Genomic DNA, 14,902 nt, shown 5'->3' on the forward strand with positions numbered 1-14,902 from the left:
CTTCCCGTGTCCATCCGTTTCGCCACCGAGCCCCGCATCTCCCGCCGCCTGCTGGGCCGGCAGGATCCCCAGGATCTGCTGAGCCAGCGCCTGCCCTGGATCCTGGGCGGCATGGCCTTCTGGGCCCTGTGCATCCTGCTGCGGCTGCTCTGGCTGCAGGGGGTGGAGCACAACCGCTACCGGGCCCGGGCCGAGCAGCAGCACACCACCATCGTGCCGATCCCGCCCATCCGGGGCGAGCTCCGGGACCGGCGCGGGGAGCCCCTGGCCATCTCCATCAAGGTCGAGAGCCTCTTCGTGGATCCCCGCGTGTTCTACCCGGACTACAAGCCGGGGAAGGGGGAGGAGCGCCAGTGGGGCGAGCCCGACCGGAAGGCCGCCGCCGCCGTGGCCGCGAAGCTGGCACCCATCCTGGACCAGACCCGGGGCCAGGTGCTGGAGAAGCTCCTCCGCAAGAAGACCTTCGTCTACCTGGAGCGGCACCTGCCGCCCATCAAGACGGCCGCCGTGCGGGCGCTGAACCTGGATGGCGTGGAGTTCCAGCCCGAGAGCCGCCGCTTCTACCCCCGGGGCAGCTTGGCCGCGCAGATCATCGGCTTCACCAACATCGACGGCTTCGGCCAGCTGGGCATCGAGCAGACCTACGACAAGCAGCTGGCCGGCGTGAAGGGCGAGCTTATCGCCCCGAAGGACGCCCACGGCAAGCTGCTCATCCTCCAGGAGAACTACAGCCAGGTGCCCGTGAACGGGGCGTCGCTCCAGCTCAGCCTGGACGCCTCCATCCAGCACATCGTGGAGGACGCCCTGGAGGAGGGCGTGCGCCTCTCCCGGCCCCGCACGGCCTATGCCGTGGTGGTGGATCCCCGCACCGGGGAGATCCTGGCCATGGCCGGCACGCCCACCTTCGACCCGAACCACATCCTGCCCAAGAAGTTCCGCAACCGGGCCGAGTCCGAGCTTTCCACCGCCGAGCGGGAGGAGCTGCGCCGGGAGCTGGAGCGCCAGAAGGCGGCCCGCAAGGTGCATCCGGTGGAGGACGTCTACGAGCCCGGCTCCACCATGAAGATCTTCACCGCGGCCATGGCCCTGGAGGAGCGCAAGGTCCACCTGGGCGAGCGCATCGACTGCATGTCGGGCCGCTGGCTCTACAGCCCCAAGATCCCCCCCATTACGGATACCCACCGCCACGGGCTGCTCACCTTCGAGGAAGTGCTCTGGCAGAGCTCCAACATCGGCGCCGCCAAGATCGGCATCCGCCTCGATCCGACGATGCACTACCAGTACCTCCGGAAATTCGGCTTCGGGGACGCCACGGGCCTGAACTTCCCCGGGGAGAGCTCCGGGCGCCTCATCGCGCCGGACCGCTGGAGCGTGCCCACCCAGTACACGATGTCGTACGGCTACGGGCTGAGCACCACGCCCCTGCAGATCCTCATGGCCGGGTGTGTTTTGGCCAACGGGGGCAAGCTCATGCAGCCGATCCTCGTGCAGCGCATCTACAACGACAAGGGCCTGCTGCTGAAGGAGTTCAAGCCCACCGTGCGCAGCCAGGTCCTCAGCGAGGAGACGGCGAACCTGATGAAGGAGACGCTGAAGGGCGTGATCACCCAGGGCACGGGCAAGCGGGCCAAGCTCGACAACGGGGTGGAGGCCTTCGGCAAGACCGGCACCAGCCGCAAGCTCATTGATGGACAGTACGATCCCAAGCGCCACTACGCCTCCTTCATGGGGTTCTTCCCCGCGGACAAGCCGCAGTTCGGCGTCCTCGTGATGCTCGACGACCCCGCCGGCGACACCACCGGCGGCGACGTGGCAGCGCCGCTGTTCAAGCGCATCGGCGACGGCATCCTCCGCTTCCGGCAGACCGCCGCCGATCCGGATCGCGAGGCGGACCTTAAGCTGTCCCTGCGCGACTGGCCCGTGAGCGAGACCGACGAGGCGGCCCTGCACGTGGAGCGTGGCCGGGTGCCCGACCTGCAGGGGCTGAGCCTCAAGGCCGCCATCCATCGCGTGGTGCTGGTGGGCGGGACCCCCAAGGTGGAGGCGGCGCCTGGCGTCACGGCCACCCATGTGGTGGGCCAGAGCCCCAGTCCCGGCGCGCCGCTGGAGCCGGGCACCGTGGTGAAGATCAAGGCGGGGATGCCATGAAGCTGGATGCGCTCATCGAGGGGTTCGCGGTCCGGCATTCCGGCCCAGATGCGGAGGTGGTGGATCTCACCAGCGACAGCCGCGAGGTCCGCCCCGGGTGGGTTTTCCTGGCCCTCAAGGGGGAGAAGGCCGATGGCGCCGCCTTCGTGCCCCAGGCCCTGGGGCAGGGCGCTTCGGCGGTGATCTCCGAGGCGGCGCTGGGGCTGCCTTCGACTGTCGCGGACTGCGCCTTCACAGAGGAGCCCCGCCTCGCCATGGCGGAGCTGGCCCGCCGCCTGCATGGCGCGCCGGACCAGCGCCTGGCCCTCATCGGCGTCACAGGCACCAACGGCAAGACCACCACCACCACGCTCATCCGCCAGCTCCTGCGGGGGGCCGGGATCGGCTGCGGGGTGGTGGGGACGGTCCTGAATGCCGCGGGCGACCTGGAAGAGGAAGCCGTCCGCACCACGCCCGAAAGCCCGGCCTTCTACCGCTGGCTGCACCGCAGCGTGGCAGCGGGCGATGCGGCCTCGGCGGTGGAGGTGAGCAGCCACGCCCTCTGCCTGGGCCGGGTCCACGGGGCGCGGTTCCGCGTGGGCGTCTTTACGAACCTCACCCAGGACCATCTGGACTTCCACGGCACTCTGGAAGCCTACTTCGAGGCCAAGCACCGGCTGGTGGCCCAGAGCGACCGCTTCCTGGTGAATGCCGACGACCCCTGGGGCCGAGGTCTGCTGGAGCGGGAGGGCCACGTCAGCTACGCCGTGGACCGGCCCGCCTGCTACCGGGCCCACGGCTTGGAGCTGGGCCCCACGGGCACCCGCTTCACCCTGCACTCGGCCAGGGGCAGCTGGGAGGTCCAGAGCCCGCTGCTGGGGCGGTTCAACGTCTACAACCTGGTGGCGGCCCTGGCCGCCTGCGCCGAGGCGGGCTTCGACCTGGATCGCCTGGTCCCCGCCGCCCGGAAGGTCAGCGGTGCCCCGGGCCGCCTGGAGCGGGTGGACTGCGGCCAGCCCTTCGGCGTGATGGTGGACTACGCGCACACGCCGGACGCCCTGGAGAAGCTGCTGGCAGAAGGCCGGCGCCTGCTGCCAACCGGCGGCCGCCTGCATGTGCTCTTCGGCTGCGGCGGCGACCGCGACCGCGCCAAGCGCCCCCTCATGGCCGCCGCCGTGGCCGCCGGCGCGGATGTCCTCTGGCACACCAGCGACAACCCCCGCACGGAGGATCCCGAGCGCATCCTCGACGATGCGGCGCCGGGGATTCCGGAAGCCATTCGCACGAATCGGGCGCGGTACCACCGCAACGCCGATCGTCGGGAGTCCGTGCGCCAGGCCCTGGCGGACTGCCGCCCCGGCGACCTGCTGCTGCTGGCCGGGAAGGGCCATGAGCCCTACCAGGAGATCCACGGCGTGAAACACCCCTACAGCGACCGCGCGGCGGTCGAGGCGGCCCTCGGAGGTCCGCGGTGACCCGCCTCCTCCCCGTCACCGGGCCGGAGGATCCGGCCATCCAGGAGGCCGCGACCCTGCTGCGGGCCGGGGGCCTGGTGGCCTTCCCCACGGAGACGGTGTACGGCCTGGGGGCGGACGGCCTGAACCCCGAGGCCGTGGCGAAGATCTACGCAGCCAAGGGCCGGCCCGCCACCAACCCGGTGATCCTCCACGTGGCCGATGCCGCCGCCGCCCAAGCGCTGGTGTCCCACTGGCCCACGGAGGCCCAGGCCCTGGCGGAGCGGTTCTGGCCCGGCCCGCTCACTCTGGTGCTGCCGGCCTCGGAGCGAGTGCCTTCCATCGTCCGCGCGGGCGGTCCCTCCGTGGCCCTGCGCTGCCCGGCCCATCCCGTGGCCCTGGCCCTGATCCGCGCCGCGGACCGGCCCCTGGCCGCCCCCAGCGCCAACCGCAGTCAGCACCTGTCGCCCACCCTTGCCCGGCACGTGGCCTCCAGCCTGGGGGACGCGGTGGATCTGATCCTGGACGCCGGCCCCACGGCGGCGGGCCTCGAGTCCACCATCCTCGACCTGACCGGGGCCCGGCCGCGCATCCTGCGTCCCGGCCCCCTCGGCCCAGCGGAGCTGGCGACCCTGGTGGGACCCATCGAGCTCTGGGAGGGCGCGGTGAGGGCGGGCGAGGTGCAGGCGGCCCCGGGGATGGCCGAGCGCCACTACGCGCCCCGGGCCAGGCTGGAGCTGGTGGCGCCCGGGACCGGGGCGCATGCCGTCTCCGGTGCGGTGGCCTATGTGGGCCTTGGATCGCTGCCCCCCCTGCCTGAGGGGGTTCGCGGCATCCTCCTGCCGCTGGACGCGGAGGTGGTGGGCGCGCGCCTCTACGCCCTCCTCCATGAACTGGATGACACTGGCTTCGAGCGTATCTTCATGGAGCGCCCGCCGGAGGACGAGCGCTGGCTGGCGGTGCGCGACCGTCTGCGGCGGGCCTCCGCCAAGGAGCTGCCATGAGCCTCTGGTCCCTGTTCCAGGCTGCTTACCAGGTGGGTGGCGAGGTCCTTGGCGATGGCGCCGTGGTGCCGTCGTCCCTTTCGCTGGATACCCGGACGATCCAGCCCGGCGCCTGCTTCGTGGCTCTGCGGGCGGAGCGGGACGGGCATGACTTCATCGGCCAGGCCGAGGCCAAGGGGGCCGCGGCCCTCCTGGTGGACCATCCGGTGGACAGCGACTGTCCACAGCTTGTGGTGCCCGACACGGAGGTGGCCCTCCAACGCTGGGGTCAGACCCGGCTGGCGGCGGTCCGGCCGAGGGCCGTCTTCGGCGTCACTGGCAGTGTCGGCAAGACCAGTACCAAGGAACTGCTGGCGGCGGCCGTGGGGGGGTGGAAGACACCGGGCAACCGCAACAACACCCTGGGCCTGCCCGAGGCCCTGGCCACGCTGCCGGAGGGCCTGGGAGCGGCGGTGCTGGAGATGGGCATGAGCACGCCCGGAGAGATCCAGCTCCTCACGGAGATCGCACCCCTGGACTTCGGGATCATCACGCTGGTGGGGACCGCCCATGCCGAGAACTTCGCTCACGGTCAGCAGGGCATCGCCGAAGCCAAGGGTGAGCTGGTGGCCGGTCTGGTTCCCGGTGGCGTCTGGGCCCACCTCGCCTCGGACCCCTGGTGTCGCTGGATCGCGGAGCAGCCCTGGGCCCGGCATGCAGTGGCCCTGCCCGTGGGTGAGGGGCACCCCTACGATTGGGAAGGCATCGCGTCCCTGGGGGCCGCGGGCGGGGCCTTCCTCATGCGGACGCCGCAGGGCGCGTTCCCGGTGCGGATCCAGCTTTCCGGAGAACACCAGGTGCGCAATGCCGCCCTGGCCGCAGCCATCGCCGTCCAGGCCGGGTTCGACCCGAAGCAGGTGGCGGCGGGTCTCGGCTCGGTGGCTCCCGACCCCGGGCGCGGGAGGCTCCACACGCTGGCCGGAGGTGGCTGCCTGCTGGATGAGACCTACAACGCCAGTCCCGACTCCATCCTGGCCTGCGCCCGGGCCCTGCTCCAGCTCCCCGGTGAGGAGGCCGTGGCGGTGCTCGGCTCCATGCGGGAGCTGGGTCTGGAGGCCCCGCGGATCCACCGGGAGACCGGCGCGGCCCTGAAGGCCCTGGGCCTGTCGCGGCTCTGGGCCTACGGGGAGTTCGCGAAGGACTACGCGGAAGGCTTCGGCCTGAGGGCTGTGGCCTTCCCGGATTTCGAAGCCCTCCGCGACGATGCCGCCGGTCTCTCCGCAATCCCGCCGGGAGCCCGTATCCTGGTGAAGGGCAGCCGGTTCTGGCGCGCGGAGCGCGTCGTGGATTGGCTCCTCAACCGCTGACTTCAGACCTTCAGACTTCAGACTCCGGACTCCCCATGCTGCCTTGGCTCCTCTATCCCTTCCGTGACGTGATCCCGGGTTTCTCGGTCTTCCGCTACGTGACCTTCCGGACCGCCCTGGCCGCCGCCACGGCCATGGTGCTGAGCCTGCTGCTGGGTCCCTGGGTGATCCGCACGCTGACCGCCCTCAAGATGGGCCAGCACATCCGCGACGTGGGCCCTGAGCACCACCAGAAGAAGGCGGGGACCCCCACGATGGGCGGCATCCTCATCCTGCTGGTGATCACGGTCTCCACGCTGCTCTGGTGCGATCTCAAGAGTGGTGCCATCTGGGTGGCGCTCATGGCGCTGCTGGGCTTCGGCACCGTGGGCGCCTTCGATGACGCCCAGAAGCTGCTGAAGAAGCAGAACCTGGGCCTCACCAGCTGGCAGAAGATGGCCCTGCTCACCGGCATCTCGCTGCTGGTGGCCTGGCTCATCCTGCATTTCGGCCTCCGAGGCACGGCGACCAGCCAGCTCTCCATGCCCTTCTTCAAAAAATTCCGACCCGACGTGGGGGTGCTCCTCATCCCCTGGATCTGGCTGGTCATGGTGGGCACGAGCAACGCGGTGAACCTCACGGACGGGCTCGACGGGCTCGCCATCGGCGGCACGCTCATCGTGTCGCTCACCTACGCGATCCTGGCCTACATCGTGGGCCACGCGAAGATCGCGGCCTACCTGGTGGTGCCCCATGTACCCGGCGGCGCGGAGCTCTCCGTCTTCATGGGCGCCATGGCGGGGGCCTGCCTGGGCTTCCTGTGGTTCAACGCCCACCCGGCGGAGGTCTTCATGGGTGACACCGGCTCCCTGGGCCTGGGCGGGGCACTGGGCACCGTGGCCGTGGTCATCAAGCAGGAAGTACTGCTGGTCATCGCGGGCGGGCTCTTCGTGCTGGAGGCCGTGAGCGTCATCCTCCAGGTTGGCAGCTTCAAGCTGCGCGGCGGGAAGCGCATCTTCCGCATGGCGCCCTTCCACCACCACCTCGAGCTGGGCGGGCTCCAGGAGACCAAAGTGGTGATCCGTCTCTGGATCACCGCCATCGTCTGCTCGATCCTGGCGCTCAGCTCTCTGAAGCTTCGCTAGGCAGAGCCAGCGGCTTCGGCCGCGTGGGCCAGGGCTGGCCGAGGATGTAGCCCTGGCCCCAGGGCACGTCCGCGTCCATGACGGCCTCGAGCTCTTCCAGGGTCTCGATGCCCTCGGCGATGAAGCCGATGCACATGTGCCGGGCGAAATGGGAGAGCGCATTGAGGAGGGCCGCCTGATAGGGCCGGCGGTGGACCTGCTCCACGAGGCTCCGGTCGGCCTTGATGTAGTCCGGCGCCAGCCGCGCCATCTGCGTGAGGCTGGCCACGCCAGCACCGAGGTCATCCACAGCCACGCGCAGCCCTGAATCGCGCAGCCGCTTGGCATAGGTCTGGAGCGCCTCGAGATCACTCATGCCCTGGGACTCGGTGAACTCCATCACCACGCATTCCACCGGGAAGGGGAGGGCCTCCAGCCAGCGGGGAAGGCAGCCCCAGAATCCGGGGGCCTCCAGGCTCACGGGTTCCAGGTTCACGAAGTGCAGGTGGGTTCCGGTCCCGCGCTGGGCCAGGGCCGAGAAAGTGGCCTCCAGGAACCGCAGATCCAGGGCCAGCCGGTCCTTCGGCGCCAGGGACGGATCCTGGAGGATGGGTCCCACCGGGTGGGCCACGCCGGCCTGGTCCAGGTGCCGCGCCAGGTACTCCTGGGCCATCATCCGGTTGTCGGACAGCCGGTACATGGGTTGGACGTGAGGCACGATGGCGCCTTCGCCGCTCAACAGACTTTCCAGGATGCCCTTGGGCATGGCCACTCCGAACTCATTCAAGGGTCCTGCCACTATTGTAGCGCGCCGGAAGCCCGCATGCAGGAAGCTTCTGCCCAGGTTACGCTGGAAACAGGGGGAGACATGCGTACCGTGGTCATGGGGGCGGGACGTTCAGGCCTGGCGGCGGCCCGGTTCCTGGCAGCGCAGGGGCAGTCTGTGGTGTTGACCGACACCCGCCCCAGTCCCGAGCCCACGCTGGAACTTGACCTGGCGAAGGACGGAATCCCCGGCGTATGGGGCAGCCACCCTGAGTCCCTCCTGGAGCAATGCGGGGAACTGATCATCAGCCCCGGCATTCCTCCCAGCGCCCCGTTTGTGGCGGCCGCCCATTCAAGGGGCATCCCCGTGATCGGCGAAGTGGAGCTGGCCCACCGCGTCCTCCGGGCACGGAGCGATGGCAGCCGCGTGCTGGCCGTGACCGGCACCAATGGCAAGAGCACCACGACGGACCTGGTGGCGCACCTGCTGCGGACCTCCGGCCTGCCCGCCGTGGCCTGCGGCAACCTGGGCACCCCGGTCATCGAAGCCGTGGTCGCGGGCGCCGCGGGCTCGATCTACGTGGCGGAGCTGAGCAGTTACCAACTCGAGACGGTGGCGGCCTTCCACGCGGAGGGGGCGGCCTTCCTGAACCTCACGCCGGATCACCTGGCCCGCCACGGGAACCTCGAGGCCTACCGCCAGACCAAGCTGCGGATTTTCGAGCGGCAGGATGCGGGGGATCTCCGCGTGGTGCCCGTCGCCCACCCGGAGTGGTGGCAGGACGCGCCGGGGGCCGGGCGGAATGCGCGCTTCGGCTGGTCCGAGTGCGAAGCCTGGTGCGATGGGTCAGGCCGCCTGAAGCTTCACGGCGAGGCGCTCCTGCACCGCGAGGACCTGCGCATTCCCGGCGACCACAATGTCGAGAACGCCCTGGCGGCGGCCCTCCTCGCGCGGCACGGAGGCGCGACGCTCGAGGCCATCCGAGCGGGGCTGCGCACCTACCCCGGGCTGGCTCACCGCATCGCCTTCTGTGGCGAAAAGGGGGGCGTGAAGGCCTACAACGACTCCAAGGGCACGAACGTGGACGCCACCCTCACGGCCATCAAGGCCCTGCCGGGGCCGCTGGTGCTGCTGCTGGGCGGCACGGACAAGGGCGCCAGCTACGAGCCGTTGCGGCAGGCGCTGGCGGGCAAGTTGCGCCGGCTGATCTTCCTGGGCGATGCGATTCCGCAGCTCACCCGCGACCTCGGCGACCTGCCCCACGACGTGGTGCCAGCCTTCGATGAGGCCGTGCGCGCCGCCCTCGCCCTCGCGCAGCCCAGCGACCAGGTGCTCCTCAGCCCCGCCTGCGCCAGCTTCGACCAGTTCGACAACTTCGAACAGCGCGGCGAGCGCTTCGAGGCCCTGGTGAAGGCCTGGCTCCAGTAGAATCGGTTATGCACGATGCCGTCTTAGCCGCCGCCGACCTCCGCGCCATGCTGGGCGCCGATGCCGTCCTGGCGGAGCCGGAGGATCTCACCCGCTACGAGTCGGGCTGGCGGTACGGGAAGGGCAGGGCCCTGCTGGCGGTCCGCCCGGGCACGACCGCCGAAGTGTCGAAGGTGATGGCCTATTGTCATGAGCAGGGCCTCCGGGTGATGCCCCAGGGAGCCAACACCGGCCTGGTCGGCGCCTCCAACCCGGACGCCAGCGGGGAGATGCTCGTGCTCAGCCTGGAGCGGCTGAACAAGCGGCTGGAGATCGACCCCATCAACCGCACGGCCGTGGTGGACGGCGGCGTGCTGCTCAGCACGCTGAACGGTGCCCTCGCGGAGCACGGCCTCATGTTCCCCATCGACCTGGGGGCGGACCCCACCATCGGCGGCATGATCGCCACCAACACGGGCGGCACCCGTCTCCTGAAGTACGGCGACGTGCGCCACAACCTGCAGGGCGCTGAGGCCGTGCTGGCGGACGGCACGGTGGTGGACGTGATGAACCACCTGCGGAAGAACAACACCGGCCTCGACCTCAAGCAGGTGCTTGTGGGCACCAGCGGTGTCTACGGCGTGATCACCGGCGCGGTGCTCCAGGTGGTGCCCGTGCCCCGGCAGGATGCCACGGCCCTGGTGGGCTGTGCGTCCGGGGATGCCGTGCTGGCCCTCCTGAAGGCCCTGGAGCGCGAGCTCGCGGATGTGTTCACGGCCTACGAGGTGATCAGCGCCAATGCCCTGAGCCCCGTGTTCAAGCACCACGACACCATCCGGAACCCCTACGGCGGCAGCAAGCCGCCGGCGTACACGGCTCTGGTGGAGCTCTCCTCCACCCTGCCCGAGACGGCCCTGAACCTGCCCGAAGTCCTGGAGGAGCGTCTGGGAGCCTTCCTCGAAGCCGACGGCGGCGAGGGCATCACGGATGTCTTCATGGGCAAGCCCGAGGACTTCTGGGCCATCCGCCACCACATCAGCGAGAGCCTGCGCAACGAGGGCAAGGTGCTGGCCTTCGACATCAGCGTGCCGCGGAGCCGCATGGCCGCCTTCACCGATGCCGCCGTGGCGCTGCTGGCCAAGGACTATCCCTTCGTCCGCTGCTGCGACTTCGGGCACTGGGGTGACGGTGGGACCCATCTCAATCTGGTGTGGAACGAGGCCGAGTCGCCCCGGCCGACGCCGGTGATCATCGAGGAGCTGCAGTCGCGCATCTACGAGCTGGCGGTGCGCGGCTTCGAGGGTTCGTACAGCGCCGAGCACGGGGTCGGCCCGCACAATCAGCGCTTCTATGATGCCTACACCCCTGAACCGGTGAAGGCCGTGAACCAGGCGCTCAAGCAGCAACTGGATCCCAAGGGCCTGCTGGGCACCACCCGGCTCGGTCCCCGGCCCTGATCGCGGCCGGAGGCATTCCAAGGTAGATTCGAGGTCTCCAGGGAGTTTTCATGCGCCCATCCACCCTCGCCCTCCTGCTTTGCACGCCCCTGCTGGCCCAGGCGCCCGCGCTCAAGGCGGATCCCTTCGAGGCCGTGCGATTCCTGGGCGGCGATTGGGTGGGGGAGTCGGACGGGAAGGCCGGCTCGCCCAGCGGTGCGGCCACCTTCCGCTTCGAGCTGGAGGGGAAGGCCCTGGTGCGGCGCAGCCACGCGGATTACCCAGCCGCCAATGGCCGGCCGGCCGCCCACCACGAGGACCTGATGACGGTCTTCGTCGAGGGCGGCCAGCTCAAGGCCTTCTATGTGGACAACGAGGGCCACGTCATCCGCTACCTGGCGGCCGCCGTGCCCCATGGCGTGGCCTTCACCAGCGAGCCGGCCCCGGGCCCCCGGTTCCGTCTCACCTATCTTCGCGGGACTGCCGACACCGTCGCCATCCGCTTCGAGATCGCTCCGCCCAACGCCCCCGACGTCTTCAAGACCTACCTGGAGGGTGTCACCCGCAGGGTGAAGTGACCTTTTAATGTTTTTACCTGGATGCAAAACGGCCCCCGGTTTCCGGGGGCCGTTTTGCATCTGGCAAAAAACTCAAGCCTTGGAATGCGGCTTCTGTTCCCAGAACCGTGCTGGCGCAGCGCAGATGGCCATGAAGACCAGCTGGCTGACGATGAACCCGGTCAGGGCGTAGAAGGCCTGGTCCATGAAGCCATAGGAGTGCAGGCCCACGCCCAGCATGTTCACGCCGAACCAGGAGCAGGCTGTGATCACGTTGCCGAAGATGGCCATCACCATGGTGCCGCGCTCACGCACGTAGCCTGCCCAGCGGGCGTGAAGGATGATGGCGTTCCACAGCACGATGAGCAGGGCGCCGTTCTCCTTGGGATCCCAGCCCCAGAAGCGGCCCCAGGACTGGTCGGCCCAGATGCCGCCCAGCACGGTGCCCACGAAGCTGAAGAAGAGGGCGAAGCAGATGATGCCGTAGGCCATGTCCACGAGGGCCTTGTCCGTCTCCACATCCACCTTGGCGACGATGTGCTTCCGGATGGCGTAGCCGATGGCGATGGCGCCCGCGAGGAAGGTGCCGGAATAGCCGATGGTGATGGTCACGACGTGGGTGGCCAGCCAGAAGTTGGAGTCCAGCACGGCCCGCATCATCTCCATGGTGTCGCCTTCGGTGCCCAGGTTCTGGGCCACGATGAGGGACGCGAAGCCCGCGGCGGCGGCCACGGCCGTGCCGAAGCCCTTGCGGTACATCCGCTCCACGATGAGGCCCAGGATCACCGCGCCCCAGCCCACGAACACGGCGGAGGAGTAGAGGTTCGTCACCGGGGGGCGGCCCTGGAGGATGATGCGCGCCGCCAGGCCCAGGGTGTGGACGATGGCGCCGGCGAAGAGCAGCGAATAGGCCGTGGGGCGCAGCAGCTCGGGCTTGTAGATCCAGGACACGCACAGGACGAGGAAGGCCACGAAGTAGATCGACAGGCCCACGAAGAAGGGCTGGGCGCGGTTGAAGACGATCTCGTTGTTCGCGTGGCTCAGGGCGCCGGGCTTCAGGGTGCTGACCACACCCTTCATGTCGGCCAGGGCGGCATTGAAGCTGGCGGCATCATTGGCGAGGTAGGCCGCGTTGAGCCGGGCGAGGGGCACCAGGGCCGGGTGGACGCCCTGGCCGGAAGCCATGGCGCGGAGGCCCTCACCCACGTTCTTCCACGCATCGGGGTTGCCACCGGGCAGGGGCGGCAGGATGCGGAAGGCCGCGAGCTGCATCAGTTCCTGGTGACGGGCGGCAGCCTCGGCATCGCCGATGGACTGGAGCTCCCAGCCGAGGCCAGGCGACCCCGCCAGCTGGAGGGTGTTCCGCAGCTTGTAGTAGAGGTAGGCGCGGTCGAACAGGTTCACGATGGCGCTCTGGAAGCGGGTCCGCTTCTGGGGCGCGATGGGCTGGGCGGTCTGCGCCTGCTTCTGGATCTCCTCCAGGTGGGTGGAGAGGTCGGCGAAGCTGAAGTAGTTGCGGTTCTTGGTCTGCTTGGCGCCGATGAGGCCGATGACATCCGGATCATCGATGACGAAGATGGGCTGCTGGTCGGCCACCTGGGGCCGGAACATCACGTCGAGGATCCACTCGTCGGGCCCGATGGTGCGTCCCTGGTAGCGGAAGCCCTGGCGGCTGTGGATGACCAGGAGGGAGTTGCGGGCCAGGGAATCCAGCGGCTTGACGCGTCCGCCATCGAGGATGGGCAGGTTGCCGAAGCCAGCGGCATCGAAGCCGCGGACCTTGCCGCCCGGCAGGGCGACGACCAGCGCGATGAGCAGAGCGAGGACGCCGGCGCCCCAGGCGAGGTATTTCTGCACGAAGGTCATGTCAGCCCTCCTTCTTGTCCTGGCGCCGCTTCAGCGAGCGTCGCAGGACGATGGCGAAGTGCACGAGCAGGCCCAGCGAGACCAGCACGCACGACACATAGGGGAGAAGCCAGCCGGGATTTTCGACCACGGAAAGGACGGACAGGGTGTCGTTCTTGCCAAAGCTCGCCTGGTAGAAGGTCTTGCCCTCGTACCGCAGCGGCTGGTTCATGTAGATGAGCACCTCCCGGGATTCCTTCTGGGAGGGGTTCACCACCTGCACCAGGCTCGAGAAGTTCTTGGGGATGTCGGTGCCGGGGTACACGTCATGCCGGAACTGCTTGAGCGTGAAGGAGTACGGAAGGTACTGGCGGCGCAGGCGCATGGAGAGCGCGTAGGTGCGGCCCTCGTGGGTGAAGGACTGGGGTGCCCCGATGGCCATGGAGGCCAGCCAGATGCCATAGCTGCGGCCACCGGCCACCGGCTCCACGAACACGGAGCCCGTGTTCATCTCATTGTCGTTGGTGACGGTGGGCCGCTCGACGACGGAGACACCAGGGCCGATGCCGGCGGTGGCCAGGGACGGCTGGGCTCCGGGCGGCAGGTTCGAAAGCTCCGAATTGGGGAAGTAGCGCTTCACGTTCAGGGTGATGGGCGTGCCGGGGATGGCGATGGCGCCCCCCTTGGCCAGCAGGGTGTCCGGTACCGAGTAGACCTCGTCCCAGGTGGGGTCGGTCGTGTCGATGACGGCCAGCTCCATGTTCTTGTAGCTCTGGACGTAGTTGACGGTCTGGCCCACCTCGATGGAGAGGTTGGTGTCCACCTGCATCAGGCCGGCCACGAACTCGCCGGCGAACAGGATCACCAGGCCCGCGTGGACCAGCCACATGCCGGCCTTGGTCCAGGTGCGCTGGATGTCGAGGGTCTTGGCGATGAGGTTGAGGGTGAGCATGAGGCCCACCAGGCCGCCGCCCGGGAACGTGGGGATCGGGAAGGGCAGGAAGCTGAACTGGTGCCAGACGAAGAAGCTGCGCATGTAGGCGTTCACGGCACCGGCCGTGCCCAGTTCCACCTGGGCCAGGGTGCAGAACACCACGAGGAGCATGAGCAGGGCCAGCAGCACGATGGTGAGCTGGAAGGACTTGAAGAAAGCCCAGGTGCGGGAGGCGAGTGTCTTAATCAAGGCGGAGGCTCTCCAGGATGCGCATGAAGTCAGGCTTGGCCTTGGCCACGGGACCGGCGTCGCCCGTGAGCTTGAGGAACCAGGTGTTCCCGTCCGGCGTGGAGATCAGGCCGGCCACCATGCGGCTCTTGGCCTGGCCCTGGCTGGTGAAGTCGTAGACGTTCAGGTCGCCGGCCTTGGACTTGACCACCACGCGGGCGGCGGCCAGGGTCGTCTCGTCGATGGGACCCAGGCCGATCTGGCCACGCCAGCGGTTCACGTTCGCCAGCTCGCCACCGGCGGGTCCGGGCAGCACCACCACCGTGGTTTCGTTCTTGCCCGGCACCGGCGACTTGAAGGTGGCGAAGCGCATCCCCTCGCCGGGAACCTCGCTCCAGCCCTTGGGCAGGGACCACTTCAGGGAACCCTGGCCCGTGGGCCTGGGCGGGGCGGGCATGTCGCCGGTGGCGGGGGGCATGCCCTGGGCGTGCTCCTCGTGGCCCGGGTGGTCCGGGTGATCGGCGACGGCCTCCTTGGGCACGCGGAAATGGCTCACCTGGTCGCGGCCGCATCCGACGGCCAGGGCCAGGAGGCCGGTACCGGCCAGGAGGGAGGCCTTCGCGACGAAGGACCTGGAATGGCGGGGAAACATCGATGTTTTCAACAAAGGGTTCCTCTAGGACACATCAGAATAC

The 14,902-nt window shown here is 69.1% G+C and carries 12 protein-coding genes; 8 read left to right on the forward strand and 4 right to left on the reverse strand.

The annotated features are described in order from the left end of the window. Positions 1-6 precede the first annotated feature (6 nt). The 5 genes from QSJ30_RS04050 to mraY are packed head-to-tail and all read left to right on the forward strand — an operon-like array spanning position 7 to position 7,055. Complete coding sequence (locus QSJ30_RS04050) at positions 7-2,148, forward strand: penicillin-binding transpeptidase domain-containing protein (RefSeq protein ID WP_285606659.1); 2,142 nt, start codon at positions 7-9, stop codon at positions 2,146-2,148. Beyond that, complete coding sequence (locus QSJ30_RS04055; protein ID WP_285606661.1) at positions 2,145-3,602, forward strand: UDP-N-acetylmuramoyl-L-alanyl-D-glutamate--2,6-diaminopimelate ligase; 1,458 nt, start codon at positions 2,145-2,147, stop codon at positions 3,600-3,602. The genes QSJ30_RS04050 and QSJ30_RS04055 overlap by 4 nt, the downstream gene beginning before the upstream one ends. Next, positions 3,599-4,585, forward strand: a complete 987-nt coding sequence (locus tag QSJ30_RS04060; protein WP_285606663.1) for an L-threonylcarbamoyladenylate synthase — start codon at positions 3,599-3,601, stop codon at positions 4,583-4,585. Before QSJ30_RS04055 ends, QSJ30_RS04060 begins: the two co-directional genes overlap by 4 nt. Beyond that, positions 4,582-5,931, forward strand: a complete 1,350-nt coding sequence (locus QSJ30_RS04065) for a UDP-N-acetylmuramoyl-tripeptide--D-alanyl-D-alanine ligase (protein WP_285606665.1) — start codon at positions 4,582-4,584, stop codon at positions 5,929-5,931. Before QSJ30_RS04060 ends, QSJ30_RS04065 begins: the two co-directional genes overlap by 4 nt. 35 nt (positions 5,932-5,966) lie before the next feature. Next, positions 5,967-7,055, forward strand: coding sequence for a phospho-N-acetylmuramoyl-pentapeptide-transferase (gene mraY / locus QSJ30_RS04070; RefSeq protein WP_285606667.1), 1,089 nt, complete (start codon positions 5,967-5,969; stop codon positions 7,053-7,055). On the opposite strand, the gene QSJ30_RS04075 is transcribed toward mraY, so the two are convergent. After that, positions 7,033-7,800, reverse strand: coding sequence for an EAL domain-containing protein (locus tag QSJ30_RS04075; protein WP_285606670.1), 768 nt, complete (start codon positions 7,798-7,800; stop codon positions 7,033-7,035). The two genes, mraY and QSJ30_RS04075, sit on opposite strands and share 23 nt — an antisense overlap. Before the next feature lie 102 nt (positions 7,801-7,902). On the opposite strand from QSJ30_RS04075, the gene murD reads away from it, so the two are divergent. Genes murD through QSJ30_RS04090 form a run of 3 tightly spaced genes read left to right on the forward strand, consistent with a single transcriptional unit; the run spans position 7,903 to position 11,221 of the window. Next, positions 7,903-9,228: a UDP-N-acetylmuramoyl-L-alanine--D-glutamate ligase gene (gene murD, locus QSJ30_RS04080; RefSeq protein WP_285606672.1), complete on the forward strand. Its 1,326-nt coding sequence runs from the start codon at positions 7,903-7,905 to the stop codon at positions 9,226-9,228. A gap of 8 nt (positions 9,229-9,236) precedes the next feature. Next, complete coding sequence (locus tag QSJ30_RS04085; RefSeq protein ID WP_285606674.1) at positions 9,237-10,664, forward strand: FAD-binding oxidoreductase; 1,428 nt, start codon at positions 9,237-9,239, stop codon at positions 10,662-10,664. A gap of 50 nt (positions 10,665-10,714) precedes the next feature. Then, positions 10,715-11,221, forward strand: a complete 507-nt coding sequence (locus QSJ30_RS04090; RefSeq protein ID WP_285606676.1) for a hypothetical protein — start codon at positions 10,715-10,717, stop codon at positions 11,219-11,221. Between the two features lie 72 nt (positions 11,222-11,293). On the opposite strand, the gene QSJ30_RS04095 is transcribed toward QSJ30_RS04090, so the two are convergent. From QSJ30_RS04095 to QSJ30_RS04105, 3 genes are read right to left on the reverse strand one after another with little or no spacing between them, the layout of a single operon-like run. Then, entirely contained in the window at positions 11,294-13,066 is a 1,773-nt protein-coding gene (locus QSJ30_RS04095) for a cytochrome c biogenesis protein (RefSeq protein ID WP_285606679.1), read from the reverse strand. A 1-nt stretch (position 13,067) separates the two neighbouring features. Next, a complete protein-coding gene (locus QSJ30_RS04100; protein WP_285606681.1) occupies positions 13,068-14,228 on the reverse strand; it encodes a cytochrome c biogenesis ResB family protein in 1,161 nt (386 codons plus the stop codon). Next, positions 14,221-14,859 carry a hypothetical protein gene (locus QSJ30_RS04105; protein ID WP_285606683.1) on the reverse strand — a complete coding sequence of 213 codons (639 nt, stop codon included), beginning with the start codon at positions 14,857-14,859 and terminating at the stop codon, positions 14,221-14,223. The genes QSJ30_RS04100 and QSJ30_RS04105 overlap by 8 nt, the downstream gene beginning before the upstream one ends. Between the last annotated feature and the right edge of the window lie 43 nt (positions 14,860-14,902).

The organism is Geothrix edaphica (assembly GCF_030268045.1).
Lineage (GTDB): Bacteria > Acidobacteriota > Holophagae > Holophagales > Holophagaceae > Geothrix > Geothrix edaphica.

Bases quoted from the DNA above. Each gene is read 5' to 3' on its own strand.
- QSJ30_RS04055 (WP_285606661.1), top strand. From the start codon at position 2,145: ATGAAGCTGGATGCGCTCATCGAGGGGTTCGCGGTCCGGCATTCCGGC.
- QSJ30_RS04065 (WP_285606665.1), top strand. From the start codon at position 4,582: ATGAGCCTCTGGTCCCTGTTCCAGGCTGCTTACCAGGTGGGTGGCGAG.
- mraY (WP_285606667.1), top strand. From the start codon at position 5,967: ATGCTGCCTTGGCTCCTCTATCCCTTCCGTGACGTGATCCCGGGTTTC.
- QSJ30_RS04075 (WP_285606670.1), bottom strand. From the start codon at position 7,800: ATGCCCAAGGGCATCCTGGAAAGTCTGTTGAGCGGCGAAGGCGCCATC.
- murD (WP_285606672.1), top strand. From the start codon at position 7,903: ATGCGTACCGTGGTCATGGGGGCGGGACGTTCAGGCCTGGCGGCGGCC.
- QSJ30_RS04085 (WP_285606674.1), top strand. From the start codon at position 9,237: ATGCACGATGCCGTCTTAGCCGCCGCCGACCTCCGCGCCATGCTGGGC.
- QSJ30_RS04090 (WP_285606676.1), top strand. From the start codon at position 10,715: ATGCGCCCATCCACCCTCGCCCTCCTGCTTTGCACGCCCCTGCTGGCC.
- QSJ30_RS04095 (WP_285606679.1), bottom strand. From the start codon at position 13,066: ATGACCTTCGTGCAGAAATACCTCGCCTGGGGCGCCGGCGTCCTCGCT.
- QSJ30_RS04105 (WP_285606683.1), bottom strand. From the start codon at position 14,859: ATGTTTCCCCGCCATTCCAGGTCCTTCGTCGCGAAGGCCTCCCTCCTG.